This is a genomic window from Oleisolibacter albus (assembly GCF_003336875.1).
Lineage (GTDB): Bacteria > Pseudomonadota > Alphaproteobacteria > Azospirillales > Azospirillaceae > Niveispirillum > Niveispirillum album.
In genome coordinates this window covers 62,529-75,012 of the sequence record NZ_QGNJ01000001.1, presented here as the reverse complement: position 1 = coordinate 75,012, position 12,484 = coordinate 62,529, and the positions used below count along the sequence as shown (strand labels likewise).

14 protein-coding genes and 2 tRNA genes are annotated in these 12,484 nt (G+C 70.0%); 9 read left to right on the top strand and 7 right to left on the bottom strand.

The window, feature by feature from the left end; genetic code table 11:
- Nucleotides 1-7 precede the first annotated feature (7 nt).
- From DK368_RS00395 to DK368_RS00380, 4 genes are all read right to left on the bottom strand, one after another.
- Entirely contained in the window at nt 8-601 is a 594-nt protein-coding gene (locus DK368_RS00395) for a DUF2497 domain-containing protein (protein ID WP_114391575.1), read from the bottom strand.
- Nucleotides 602-728: 127 nt separating this feature from the next.
- Nucleotides 729-2,096, bottom strand: coding sequence for a TolC family outer membrane protein (locus DK368_RS00390; protein ID WP_193552231.1), 1,368 nt, complete (start codon nt 2,094-2,096; stop codon nt 729-731).
- Nucleotides 2,097-2,108: 12 nt separating this feature from the next.
- The gene (locus DK368_RS00385) at nt 2,109-2,417 is read right to left on the bottom strand and encodes a rhodanese-like domain-containing protein (RefSeq protein ID WP_114391573.1); all 309 of its coding nucleotides are present in this window, start codon (nt 2,415-2,417) and stop codon (nt 2,109-2,111) included.
- A gap of 42 nt (nt 2,418-2,459) precedes the next feature.
- Nucleotides 2,460-3,125, bottom strand: coding sequence for a protein-L-isoaspartate O-methyltransferase family protein (locus tag DK368_RS00380; protein ID WP_114391572.1), 666 nt, complete (start codon nt 3,123-3,125; stop codon nt 2,460-2,462).
- Nucleotides 3,126-3,466: 341 nt separating this feature from the next.
- On the opposite strand from DK368_RS00380, the gene DK368_RS00375 reads away from it, so the two are divergent.
- A tRNA-Cys gene (locus DK368_RS00375) sits at nt 3,467-3,540 on the top strand.
- Between the two features lie 554 nt (nt 3,541-4,094).
- Here the strand turns inward: DK368_RS00375 and DK368_RS00370 are convergent.
- Entirely contained in the window at nt 4,095-4,703 is a 609-nt protein-coding gene (locus DK368_RS00370) for an NUDIX domain-containing protein (RefSeq protein ID WP_114391571.1), read from the bottom strand.
- Between the two features lie 239 nt (nt 4,704-4,942).
- On the opposite strand from DK368_RS00370, the gene DK368_RS00365 reads away from it, so the two are divergent.
- Nucleotides 4,943-5,018 (top strand) — tRNA-Asn (locus tag DK368_RS00365).
- Between the two features lie 153 nt (nt 5,019-5,171).
- A complete protein-coding gene (locus tag DK368_RS00360) occupies nt 5,172-5,645 on the top strand; it encodes a PAS domain-containing protein (RefSeq protein ID WP_162305805.1) in 474 nt (157 codons plus the stop codon).
- Nucleotides 5,646-5,682: 37 nt separating this feature from the next.
- On the opposite strand, the gene DK368_RS21710 is transcribed toward DK368_RS00360, so the two are convergent.
- Together DK368_RS21710 and DK368_RS00355 are read right to left on the bottom strand one after the other, a co-directional pair.
- Complete coding sequence (locus tag DK368_RS21710) at nt 5,683-5,856, bottom strand: hypothetical protein (RefSeq protein WP_193552230.1); 174 nt, start codon at nt 5,854-5,856, stop codon at nt 5,683-5,685.
- A gap of 88 nt (nt 5,857-5,944) precedes the next feature.
- On the bottom strand, nt 5,945-7,204 hold the full coding sequence (locus tag DK368_RS00355; RefSeq protein ID WP_114391569.1) for a bifunctional alpha/beta hydrolase/OsmC family protein: 1,260 nt from the start codon (nt 7,202-7,204) through the stop codon (nt 5,945-5,947).
- Nucleotides 7,205-7,288: 84 nt separating this feature from the next.
- On the opposite strand from DK368_RS00355, the gene DK368_RS00350 reads away from it, so the two are divergent.
- From DK368_RS00350 to metC, 6 genes are all read left to right on the top strand, one after another.
- Nucleotides 7,289-7,921 carry an NUDIX domain-containing protein gene (locus DK368_RS00350; protein ID WP_114391568.1) on the top strand — a complete coding sequence of 211 codons (633 nt, stop codon included), beginning with the start codon at nt 7,289-7,291 and terminating at the stop codon, nt 7,919-7,921.
- A gap of 137 nt (nt 7,922-8,058) precedes the next feature.
- Entirely contained in the window at nt 8,059-9,060 is a 1,002-nt protein-coding gene (locus DK368_RS00345; protein WP_114391567.1) for a cysteine synthase A, read from the top strand.
- Between the two features lie 22 nt (nt 9,061-9,082).
- The gene (locus DK368_RS00340; RefSeq protein WP_114391566.1) at nt 9,083-9,811 is read left to right on the top strand and encodes an alanyl-tRNA editing protein; all 729 of its coding nucleotides are present in this window, start codon (nt 9,083-9,085) and stop codon (nt 9,809-9,811) included.
- A gap of 4 nt (nt 9,812-9,815) precedes the next feature.
- Entirely contained in the window at nt 9,816-10,682 is an 867-nt protein-coding gene (gene sseA, locus DK368_RS00335; RefSeq protein ID WP_338045682.1) for a 3-mercaptopyruvate sulfurtransferase, read from the top strand.
- Nucleotides 10,679-11,287, top strand: a complete 609-nt coding sequence (locus DK368_RS00330; protein WP_114391565.1) for a GNAT family N-acetyltransferase — start codon at nt 10,679-10,681, stop codon at nt 11,285-11,287. Before sseA ends, DK368_RS00330 begins: the two co-directional genes overlap by 4 nt.
- Before the next feature lie 3 nt (nt 11,288-11,290).
- Nucleotides 11,291-12,478, top strand: coding sequence for a cystathionine beta-lyase (gene metC / locus DK368_RS00325; protein ID WP_114391564.1), 1,188 nt, complete (start codon nt 11,291-11,293; stop codon nt 12,476-12,478).
- The last annotated feature ends 6 nt before the right edge of the window (nt 12,479-12,484 follow it).

The following is a 12,484-nucleotide window of genomic DNA, read 5'->3' as shown; positions in this document are numbered from 1 at the left end:
TGGCGCGTCAGTCCAGACCGCGCCGTACCACCTTCTCGATCTCGCGCTTCACCATGCGCTCGACCATCTGCGGCAGATTCTCGTCCAGCCACTCCCGGATCATCGGCCGGACCAGATCATAGACGATCTGCTCCAGCGTGGTGTCGGAGCGGCCGATCGGCCCCTCGCCCACCAGGCTGGGACCGGAGCGGCGATAACTGGCCAGGCCGGAAAAGGCGCGGCTGGCCGCGGCGGCGCTGGCTTCCGACAGCAGCGTGTCCTCGTCCGGCATCGGCATGGGCCGCGGGGCCGGTGCCGGCGGAGGGGGCGGTGGCGGCGGGGCCGGCTCCGGTTCGTCCAGTTCGAACACCGGCTCCGGCTCATCCGGCACCATCTGGGTCAGCTCAAGCACATCATCCTCCATCACCGGCTGCGGGGCCGGCTGCTCGACCACCGGCGGCGGTGGCGGCGGCGGGGGCGGAGGAGGAGGTGGTGGTGGTGCAGGAGGTGGAGGCGGCTCCGGCTCGGATGCGGCCGGCACGTCATTGTCCTCGGAAATGATCCTGCGGATGGAAGCGAGGATTTCTTCCATCGATGGTTCTTGTTGGGTCTTGTCGGCCATCTCGCGCGCTACCTGACCTGCCGTGCTTGCGCGGGGCAGCCTAGGGCAGAACCTGCAAAAATACCACTTGCTTGATACAGCTCGGGGGGCCGAAGCCCCCCGATCCGTTCTCTGGCGAACAAAAGGATCAGTCGGCGGAAACGCCCCAGATCTTTCCGCGCACCTTGTTGTAGTGGTCTTCGTAATTATAGGTCGTCACGCCCAGATCCAGACGGCCGGCCGTCAGCTGGCCGGTGGCCGACAGCAGCTGGAACACGGCCACGACCTCGTCGCGCTGGGCGGTGACGAGGTTGACGCGGGCGTCCAGAAGCTCCTGCTCGGCGTTCAGCACGTCCAGCACGGTGCGCGACCCCACGGTCGCCTCCTGCCGCACGCCTTCCAGGGCGATCTCGGACGAGCGGACCTGGGCCTGATTCGACTCGATGGTGGCGCGGGCGGTGACCAGCGCCTCCCAGGCGCTGACGGCCGTGGAGCGGGCCTGACGCACGGCCTCGTCCACCTGGTTGCGGCGCTGGCCGACGGTCTGCTTGGCTTCGCGGACGCGGGAGGTGGTGGCGCCGGCCTCGTAGATCGGCACCGTCAGCCGCGCCGTCAGCGAGCCGCTGTCGATGGCGCCATTGGCCGTCGGCCGGTCCCAGATGCGCTGATAGGAGCCGACGATATTCACCGAGGGCAGCAGCTCGCCGGTGACCTGATCCACGGCGGCCGAAGCGGCGCGCTCATTGAAGCGGGCGGCGATGACAGACGGATTGTTCTGCTCGGCCAGCGACACGGCCTCGTCCTGCGACGCCGGCAGCACGAAGTTGGTCTTGGGCTGCACCAGCTGGCCCGGCACGGTGCCGATCAGCCGGGTGAAGGTGGCCCGGCTGGCACTCAGCTGGCCCTCGGCCTGGATGCGGGAGGAAATGGCCCCGGACAGGCGGGCTTCCGACTGGCTGACGTCGGTGCGGGTGATCTCGCCGACGCGGAAGCGGTCGTTCGACGCCTCCAGCTGGCGGCGCAGCACCTGCTCGTTGTTGATGTTCAGCTGCCGCACCGCCTGATCGCGCACGACGTCGAGATAGGCCGTGGCGGCCGACAGCAGCACATCCTGTTCGGTCGACGCCAGCGAGGCGCGCTGGGCCTGCACCAGGGCCTCGGCGCGGTCCACGGCGGCCACGGTCTGGCCGCCACGGTAGACCGGCTGGGTCAGGGTCACGCCGACCGACTTCTCGGTCCAGGCGGAAATGGCCTCGTCCTGCTCCTGGCGATTGCGACCGATATCACCCTCGGCGCTCAGGGTCGGCAGAAAGCCGGACCGGGCCTGCGGCACCAGCTCGTCGGTGGCGCGCAGGGCGGCACGCTGGCTCTCCAGTGTCGGATTGCTCTGATAGGCCTGGGACAGGGCTTCCTGCAACGACTGGGCATGGGCGGGCGACAGGCCCAACCCGGTCGCCAGGGCGAGGACCGGCAGCGAGGACCGCACCAAACGGCGCAGGAACGTCTTTTTGCACATGGCGTTCATGTCTCAATACACCTTCATGGTGGGGTCGATCCGCCGGGCCCAAGCGTCGATCCCGCCCGCAAGATTGATGGCCTTGTCGAAGCCCCGGGCCCGGAGCCAGGCGGTTGCATGTCCACTGCGCAGGCCGTGGTGACAGACCAGCACGACGGGCTGATCGGTCGGAATCTCGGCGATCCGTTCCGGAAGCTCGCCCATCGGAATGTGCAGGCTTCCGTCGATGCTGCAAAGCTCCACTTCCCACGGCTCACGCACGTCCAGCACAACCGGGGCAGACCCCGATGCACGGAGTGCGGCAAGGGTGTCCACTTCCATGTCGGAGTCAGTGACGGGCCGCACAGCCGGGACCTCAGGCCGTCAGAACTGGAAGGCCGGCGCCCGCTCGAAGCCCGGCAGGGCACGAACGGTGGCGTCGAACAGGGTGCGGCCGGATACCACACCGTCCAGCTTCTGGAACAGACGGGCCGTCCCGACCTGGGCATCGCCCCCCAGCACGCAGACCAGTCGGCCACCCTCGGCCAGCTGGTCCAGCAGCACCTGCGGCACCTCGGTCACGGCGCCTTCCAGCACGATGACGTTGTAGGGCGCCTGCTTGGCCCAGCCGGCGGCGAGCGGTCCCTGCATGATCAGGGCGTTGTCCACACCATTGGCCTGGAAGGCGGCGGTGGCCTGCGCGGCCAGATCCGGCTCGCTTTCCAGGGCGACGACGGTGGCGGCCAGACGGCCGATGACCGCGGCCGAATAGCCCATGCCGCTGCCCACATCCAGGACCACATCGTCGGCGGTCACCTGCGCTTCCTGCAGCAGGCGGGCCAGCACCCGCGGCTCCAGCAGATAGCGGCCGTGACCGATGTGGATGTCCTCATCCACATAGGCGACGCCGCGCAGCGCCTTGGGGACGAACTGCTCGCGCGGCACCGACTGGAAGGCGTCGATCAGTCGCGCATCGGTCACGCGGTTCGGGCGGATCTGCCCCTCGACCATGTTGGTGCGGGCGGCGGTGAAATCCGTGGGGGCCATCATGGGAATCTGCGGTCCGGGAAGGAAAAGGGATGGGTCGGGAGACCCGGCGGGCGAGCCTCCCCCTGCGGCTCTATATATCCGTCCCGCCGCACGAACACAATCAACCACCCGGGCAACCACCCGGGCAACCACCCGGGCGACCACCCAGGCAACCACCCGCCCCTGGGACCGGCGCATGGCGTTCCGGTGTCGGGCCGGGCGCGCGCCGCGGCGCTGCGCCCCTGTCGCCCCCTGAATTCATTCCTTGTGCGGAACACTTGACCGGCCGCCCGTCGTCCGCCTATAAACCGCCGGCCTGACGGGACAGCATGCCCCGGCGCACCGGGAGCCCGGTGCAATCTGGCGCGGTGGCAGAGTGGTGATGCAACGGACTGCAAATCCGTGAACCCGGGTTCGATTCCCGGCCGTGCCTCCAGAATTCTAAAATCCGATCAATGACTTAGGGCCGCCTTGTGCGGCCCTTTGTGTTGCAGGGCCGCCGCATCGCGCAGGTCCGAATCCGGCCCCTTTCCCTGCCACAGGCAGCCCCCAGCCTTCTAAGGCCGGCCTAAGATGGGCCTGCCCGGGACCATTGCATACGTGTCCCCAAAGATGGCCCTTCGGTCACGCCGGAGAATCACGGTCCGGTTGCCGGAGGCGTTCGCCCCCGGATCGGATGTCGGGGGCGCCGCCGAAGAGATAGGGTTTCCTGACGGCGGAACAGCCCCGAGCAAACCGACCACGATTCGGCGAATGGAAGAGCTGCAACGCCTCGTGCTACGCCACCGCGGGCGTCCCCTCAGCTAACGTCCGGAACGATTGCAGCATCCCCGGACCATAGTCTCGCCAAGGCCATAGTCAAGGCGCGCATGCTGTCACCGCCCCTGAATGGCGCGGTCCGGCTAGGCGGCGGTCGCCATGACCCAGTCGTACTGGTCCAGCCAGCCTGTCAGAAGCCCGCCGATCAGCGGACTTTTGTTTTCCAGTCGGTCACTCGCCGGTCCGCGCCAGCCCCCGGCGCACACACTCCAGCACCCCGGCCGGCAGATGCCCGGCATCGGCCAGCAGTTTCAGCTTCATCAGGCCGGTGACCGACAGGGAATCGGTGATGCGGCCGTCCATGACCTCGGCCAGGGCCTGTCCCAGCGGCACGCGGCGCACGGCTAACTGCTCCGTCTCCTCCGGCGCCGACGGCCCGGGTGTCAATGAAGTGGCCAGGAACACCACCCCGGTTTCATCGGTGACACTGTTCGACAGGTCCAGGCGCACCAGGTCCATCAGGGTGCCGGCGACCAGCCCCGTCTCCTCCCGCAGTTCGCGCAGGGCGGACTCGGCCGGGCTGGCCCCGTCGGGCGCTCCGCCTTCGGGGATCTCCCAGCTGTAGCGGCCCAGGGGGAAGCGGTACTGGCCCACCAGCCAGGTGCAGCCGTCCTGATCCACGGGAATCACGCCGACAGCACGGTTGCGGAATTCGACGACACCATAGATGCCGGGCCGGCCCCGCGGGTTCAGCACCTCGTGATGCACGACACGGATCCAGGGATTCTCATAGCGGATTTCCCGGGACAGCGTGGTCCAGGGATTGTCGTCTTGGCTCATCACGGCGTCCTTTATCGGCCGGAAATCCGATGCGGCCGGCCGCGTCGAAGGCTAGACGCATTCCCGGCTGCGCACCATGGCCCCGGTACTGCCCCTCCCCCGTCTTTCCGGTGTCCGCTCCCCGTAAACCCGGCCTTCAAAGATGGCGTCAAAAGGCATTTGCAATCGCCACCCCCATTGGCTATATAGCCGCCCACCGCACGGCGGCGGCCCTGAACGGGCGCTGCTGCTGACGCTGATCCCAGGTAGCTCAGCCGGTAGAGCAGGTGGCTGTTAACCACCGGGTCGGGGGTTCGAGTCCCTCCCTGGGAGCCAATTCGAAAGGGCCGGGCGCACGTCCGGCCCTTTTCTTTTGCCTTCGCGTTCCGGGGCGCGGCAATGCCAGCGCCATGCGTCGTTCCAGGCCCGGCGCCGCACGGCCTGACATACTCCAGGCTCTAGCATACTATGGAATGCAGACACGACCGGATGGGCGACTCCATGCATCCCAAGCTCGACAGCCTGCTGCGGTTCTGGACCGGCCTGTGTGCCGCGCGCGCCTGGCCGGCCCGACGCGACTTCCAGCCGGAAGACCTGCGTCCCTGGCTGGGCCATATCGCCCTGCTGGATGTGCAGCCCGGCCCACGTTTCCACGTCCGCCTGACCGGCGTCGTCATCGCCGAGTTCGACGGCGGCGACTACACCGGCCGCTATCTCGAGGATGCCGTCCCGCCCGAGATCAGGGCGATGGTGATGGCCCCCTATCTGGCGGTCCTGGCCGAGGGGCGGCCCGTCCACTGCCACACGCCGGCCGGCTATGCCGATGGCAGTTTCCGCTCGTTGCAGCGTCTGCTGCTGCCCCTGTCCGGCGACGGCCAGCGGATCGACATGATCATGCTGGGCCTCTATCCGCTGCTGACGGACGAGCCGGGACCGGACAGCCCCACATTCCGCGCCCTGTGAGGCCGCTCCCGGTCAAGCGATCCCGGTAAGGGCCCGCTCACCGCTGCGGCTTGGCCGGCCGCAGATCCTCGGCATGGGTCTGGTAATAGGCCTTGATCTCGGCATCCAGTTCCTGGCGCCGTCGGCCCTCACCGGAATCGTCCGGCGCGTGGCGCAATGACTGGAATTCCTGTACCGCCCGCTCAAGCTCCTGGTCCGATCCGATGGGCATGGCCCTCTCCCCTGCTGGTGACAGGCGGGAAACCCCATCCGGCACCGGCAGGTTCCCGGCGCATCCGCACACCGGGGCAGGCTTCCGGTCAGCCCTCCGGCATCGGCTCCAGCCGGGTCACGATGTCCGGCCTGCTCATCAGCGTGCGATGAACCGGGCATTTCTCGGCGATCTCCAGCAGCCGCTGCCGCTGTGCCGCGTCCAGCGCCCCGGTCAGTGTCACCACGCGCTCGAACCGGTCCAGCCTGTTGCCGGCATTGTGGGTGGTGACGCCGTCGGGCGCCGGCACCTTCTCATGGCGCAGACGCACGGAAACGCGCTCCAGCGGCCAGCCCTTGTGCTTGGCATAGAGACGCAGGGTCATCGAGGTGCAGGCGCCCAGCGCCGCCAGCAGCAGGTCATAGGGGCTAGGTCCGGTGCCGCCGCCGCCCTCCGCCACCGGCTCGTCGGCCGGAAAGGCGATGCCGGCGGCCTCGACACGGTTGGACAGGAAGCCCTCCCCCGTCTCCGCCACCCGCACATGGCCGTGCGCGGCGCCCGCATCCGCCGCAGCGGCCGTCTCCGCGGCTGTCTCCGGGCGCTCCGCATCCAACCCCAGCGCATGCAGCGCCCAGCCGGCCACCATGTCGGCGGCATAGGCGGCCTGCACCCGGTTGGCCACCAGATGCCCGGCCCCCGGCAGCGGCAGGAACGCCTTGGGCTGGCGGGCGGCGGCCAGGATACGCTCGGCCTCGGCCACCGGCACCACGGGGTCGTCGGGATCGTGCAGCACCAGCAGCGGCCGGCCCAGATCCGCCAGCACCTGCTGCATCGGGTGGCGGTCGACATCGTCCAGGAAGGTCCGGGTCAGCGGCACGGTCTGGCCGCCGAGCCGGATGGTGACGGCATCGGCCCCGTCCGCCGCCGGCGCACCGGCCCGCCCGGCGACATAGGCCGGCCCGAAGGGTGCGGCGATGGTGGCCACGGCGCCGACACTGGGCAGGCTGGCCGCCGCCCGGATCACCGCCGCCCCGCCCAGGCTGTGGCCCACCAGCAGCCGCGGCGGTTCCAGTTCCACGCCCAGGGCCGCGGCGGCGGCCAGCAGGTCGGCCACATTGGTGCTGAAGCTGGTCTCGGCGAAGTCGCCGGCACTGTCGCCCAGGCCGGTGAAATCGAAACGCAGCACGGCGATGCCGCGCTCGGCCAGCCCCCGGCTGATGCGGGCGGTGGCGTGGTAATCCTTGTTGCAGGTGAAGCAATGGGCGAACAGGGCCGTGGCCAGCGGCCGGCCCTCCGGCAGGTCCAGCCGGCCGGACAGGCGGTGCCCCTGGGCTCCCTCGAACTCGAAGTCGCGCGTCAGCCGCGTCATCCCGCCGTCCTTTCCGTTTCTGTCCCGTCGCTGCGGACGGCTACACTGCGCCGCCCGGCGCCGCCCGACCAGACGAGGAATGCCATGCCAGACCAGACCGCAGCCTTCACCCGCGACGACGCCGAGGTGCTGGAGCAGACGCCGGCCTACCGCGGTTTCTTCGGCGTGGATGTGCTCCGCCTGCGCCACCGGCTGTTCGCCGGGGGCTGGAGCCGGCCCATGTCGCGCGAGCTGTTCCGGCGCGGCGAGGCGGCGGGCGTGCTCCTTTACGACCCCGACCGGGATACGCTGGTGCTGATCGAACAGTTCCGTGTCGGCGCCCTGGCCGCCGGCGAATCGCCCTGGCTGCTGGAGGTGGTGGCCGGCATCACCGATCCCGGTGAGGCGGCCGAGGATGTGGTGCGGCGCGAGGCACAGGAGGAGGCGGGCTGCACCGTGCTGGGGGATCTGGTGCCCATCAGCCGCTTCCTGCCCAGCCCCGGCGCCTGCAGCGAGGTCATCAGCCTTTACTGCGGCCGTGTGGACAGCCGCGGCGTGGGCGGCCTGCACGGGCTGGCGGAGGAGCAGGAGGATATCCGCGTGCTGACCGTGCCGGCGGCGGAGGCCATCGCCTGGCTCGATGCCGGCCGCTTCACCAACGCCATCGCCCTGGTGGCGCTGGGCTGGTTCGCGCGCCACCGCGACTCGCTGCGCCGCCGCTGGCCGGCCCGGGCGTAAGGGCTGTTGCGCCGGGCGGACGGGCATGTCTACCCTGCCCCCTCGCCTTCATCGCGTGCCGTTTGGCCGTTCCGTCTTGCCCGTACCATTTGGCCCGTACCATTTTGCCCGTACCATTTTGAGAGAGAGGTCGCGCCGTGGACGTGCGCAACGGTTTCCTGGACAGCATCGGCCGCACGCCCCTGATCCGCCTGAAAGGCCCGTCGGAGGCGACGGGATGCGAGATCCTGGGCAAGGCCGAGTTCCTCAATCCCGGCGGATCGGTCAAGGACCGCGCGGCCCTGGCCATCGTCGAGGACGCCATGGCGCGCGGGCAGCTGAAGCCCGGCGGCACCATTGTCGAGGGCACAGCGGGCAACACCGGCATCGGGCTGGCCCTGGTGGGCAATGCCCTGGGCTTCCGCACCGTCATCGTCATGCCCGAGACCCAGAGCCAGGAGAAGAAGGACATGCTCCGGCTCTGCGGTGCCGATCTGCGCCTGGTGCCGGCCGTGCCCTACAAGGACCCCGGCAATTACGTGCATGTGTCGCGGCGCATCGCCGAGGAGCTGGCCGCGACCGAGCCCGACGGCGCCATCTGGGCCAACCAGTTCGACAATCCGGCCAACCGCGAAGGGCACCGCCGCACCACCGGCCCGGAAATCTGGGAGCAGACCGGCGGCAGGATCGACGCCTTCACCTGTGCCACCGGAACCGGCGGCACCCTGGCCGGCGTGGCCCTGGCGCTGAAGGCGCGCAATCCCCGGATCCGCACCGTGCTGGCCGACCCGATGGGCTCCGCCCTCTATGCCTGGAAGAAGACGGGCGTGCTGAAGGCGGAAGGCAATTCCATCACCGAGGGGATCGGCCAGGGCCGCGTCACCGCCAATCTGGCCGATGCGCCCATCGACGACGCCGTGCAGGTGCCGGATACCGAGGCGCTGCCGGTGATCTTCGGCCTGCTGAAACAGGAGGGGCTGGTGCTGGGCGGCTCCAGCGGCATCAATGTGGCCGCGGCCATGCAGGTGGCCCGCAGCCTGGGGCCGGGACACACCGTGGTCACCATCCTCTGCGACCATGGCACCCGCTACCAGTCCAAGCTGTTCAATCCCAGCTTCCTGCGTGAGAAGAACCTGCCGGTCCCGGACTGGCTGGCCTGACCGACCCGGAGGTTCCGCCGCCATGAGCCTGATCTTTCGCGACGACGCCTATGCCCGCAAGACCGAGGCCACCGTGGTGGCCAGCGGTCCCGATGGCATCCGCCTGGACCGGACACCGTTCTATCCCGCCGGCGGCGGCCAGCCCGGCGATGTGGGCGTGCTGCGCTGGTCCGGCGGCGCCGTCTCCATCACCGACACGCGCAAAGGCGCCGATCTGGTGCAGGAGGGGCCGGACGTGCTGCACATCCCGGCGCTGGACACGCCCCTGCCGCCGCCGGGCACCGTGGTCGAGGCGGAGATCGACTGGGACCGCCGCTACCGCCACATGCGCATGCACACCGCCCTGCATCTGCTCTGCGCCGTGGTGCCGGGGGCGGTCACCGGCGGCCAGGTCGGGGCCGAGCGCAGCCGGCTGGACTTCGATGTGCCCGGCAGCAGCCTGGACCGGGACGAGATCGAGGAGCAGCTGAACCGGCTGGTGGAGGGGGACCATCCCGTCATCCCCCGTTTCATCAGCGATGCCGACCTTGCCGCCCAGCCGGAGCTGGTCCGCACCCTGTCGGTCCAGCCGCCCACGGGCGGGGGAACGGTGCGGCTGCTCTGCATCGGTGCCAGTGACGCCCCCATCGACCTTCAGCCCTGCGGCGGCACCCATGTGGCCCGCACCGGCGAGATCGGCCGGGTGCAGGTGGCCAAGATCGAGAATAAGGGCAAACAGAACCGCCGCATCGTCGTGGCGCTGGAGGCATGAGGGAATGATGGCCGACCGTAGCGATCCCGTGGTGGATGTGACCTGGCTGGCGGAGCGGCTGGCCGATCCGTCGGTGCGCGTCGTCGATGGCTCCTGGCACATGCCGGCCGCGAACCGCGATCCCGCGGCGGAGTTCCTGAAGGCCCGCATCCCCACGGCGGTCTTCTTCGACATCGACGGCATCGCCGACCGCAGCAGCCCCCTGCCCCATATGCTGCCCAGCCCGCAGGACTTCGCCGAGGCCGTGGGCAATCTTGGCATCGGCAGTGGCGACACCGTCGTGGTCTATGACAGTACCGGCCTGTTCAGCGCCGCCCGCGTCTGGTGGACCTTCCGCGCCTTCGGCCATGATGCCGTGTATGTGCTGGACGGCGGGCTGCCGGCCTGGATCGACAGCGGCCATCCCGCGGAAACCGGACCGGCGGCGGTGCCGGAGCCGCGCGGTTTCCGCGCCAGACCGCGGCCGGACCTGGTGCGCAGCGCCGAGGACGTCCTGACCCTCAGCCAGACCGGGGCCGGGCAGCTTCTCGATGCCCGCCCCGCCGGCCGCTTCGAGGGCACGGTGCCGGAACCGAGGGCCGGTCTGCGCGGCGGCCATGTTCCCGGCGCCCGCAACCTGCCCCATGGTGCGCTGCTGGACCCGGCCGGGCGGCAATTGCTGCCGGCCGATACGCTGCGCCAGCGGTTCCAGGAAGCCGGGATCGACCCCACGCGGCCGGTGGTCGCCTCCTGCGGCAGCGGCATCTCGGCCTGTGTGCTGGCGCTGGGGCTGGCCCGCATCGGCGCGCCGCCCGCCGCCGTCTATGACGGCTCCTGGACCGAATGGGGCGGCCGCGACGACCTCCCCGTGGAAACGGGGCCGGCGCGATGACCGACGAGCGGACACACGCCACCCCGGTGCCGCCCGGCCGGATGCGCACCATGGTGACCTATCTGGAGATGACGGCGCCGCCGGCCCGGCCGCATCCGCCGACGCCGCTGGAACGGCTGGCCCTGCTGCGGGCGGAACACTGCACCCTGTCCTTCTACCGGTTCCTCTACAACACGGTGGGGGAACCCTGGCTCTGGTGGAGCCGCCGGGCCATGCCGGATGCGGCGTTGCAGGCCCTCCTTGCCGACGAGCGGGTGGAGATCTATGTGCCCTATGTGGCCGGCGTCCCCGCCGGCTTCGTCGAGTTGGACCGGCGCAGACCCGGGACCTGCGAGATCGCCTATTTCGGCCTGATGCCCGACTTCATCGGCCGCCGCCTGGGACCCTGGCTGCTGGGCTGGGCGGTGGAAGCGGGCTGGAAGGGAGCCGGCACCACACGGATGACGGTCAACACCTGCACCCTCGACCATCCCAAGGCGCTGATGCTGTACCAGCGGGCCGGCTTCCTGCCGGTGCGGCAGGTGGAGAAGGAGGAGCCCGATCCCCGCCTGACCGGCCTGCTGCCGCGCCACGCAGCACCGCATGTGCCGCTGGTGGAGGGCTGATCCATGGGTGCTGGCGATCGCCCGGGCGACGGGCGCCTGGATACCCGGCTGATCCATGACGGGCGCGACCCCGCCGGCCATGCCGGCGCCGTCAATGTGCCGCCCTACCGGGCCTCGACCATCCTGTTCCCCAGTGTCGAGGCACTGGACTCGGCTGATCCCGAGTTCCGCAGCGTGCGCTACGGCCGCACCGGCACCCCCAGCAGCCATGCCTTCGAGGAGGCCATGGCGGCGCTGGAGGGCGGGGACCGCGCCATCTCCTTCGGGTCCGGCCTGCAGGCCATCACCACCTGCCTGCTGGCCTTCCTGAAGGCCGGCGACCATCTGCTGATGGTCGACACCTGCTATGGCCCCACCCGCGCCTTCTGTCGGCGCCTGGGCCGGCTCGGTATCGAAACGACCTTCTACGATCCCCTGATCGGGGCCGGGATCGCCGATCTGATCCGGCCGCAGACCCGTGTCGTCTTCCTGGAATCGCCGGGGTCCCAGACCTTCGAGGTGCAGGACGTCCCCGCCATCGCCGCCATTGCCAAGGCCCGCGGCTGCACGGTCATGATCGACAACACCTGGGCCGCCGGTGTCTGGTTCCGGCCTTTGGCCCATGGCGTCGACATCTCGATCCAGGCCTGCACCAAATATGTGGCCGGCCATGCCGACGCCAATCTCGGTGTTGCCGTCTGCACCGCGGCCACGGCCATGGCCGTGAAGCTGACGGCGGTGGAGGTGGGCGCCACCGCCGCGGCCGACGATCTGTTCCTGGGTCTGCGCGGCCTGCGCACCCTGCCCCTGCGTCTGGCCCGGCATCAGGACACCGGCTTGGCCCTGGCCGACTGGCTGGCGGCACAGCCGGAGATCGCGCGGGTGCTGCACCCCGGCCGGCCGGACTGTCCCGGCCATGCGCTCTGGCGGCGGGACTTCACCGGCGCCTGCGGCCTGTTCGCGGTGCAGTTCCACCAGACCCTGCCGACGCCGGCCCTGTCGGCGCTGCTGGACCATCTGTCGCTGTTCGGCCTGGGCTACAGCTGGGGCGGCTATGAGAGTCTGGCCCTGCCCTGTGATCCGCGGCGCAGCCGCAGCGCCGTGCCCTGGCAGGGCGGCACGCTTCTCCGCCTCCATGCCGGGCTGGAAAGTCCGGATGATCTCATCCACGACCTGTCCGGCGGTTTCGACCGCCTGCGCAGGACCTTGTGAGCCTTG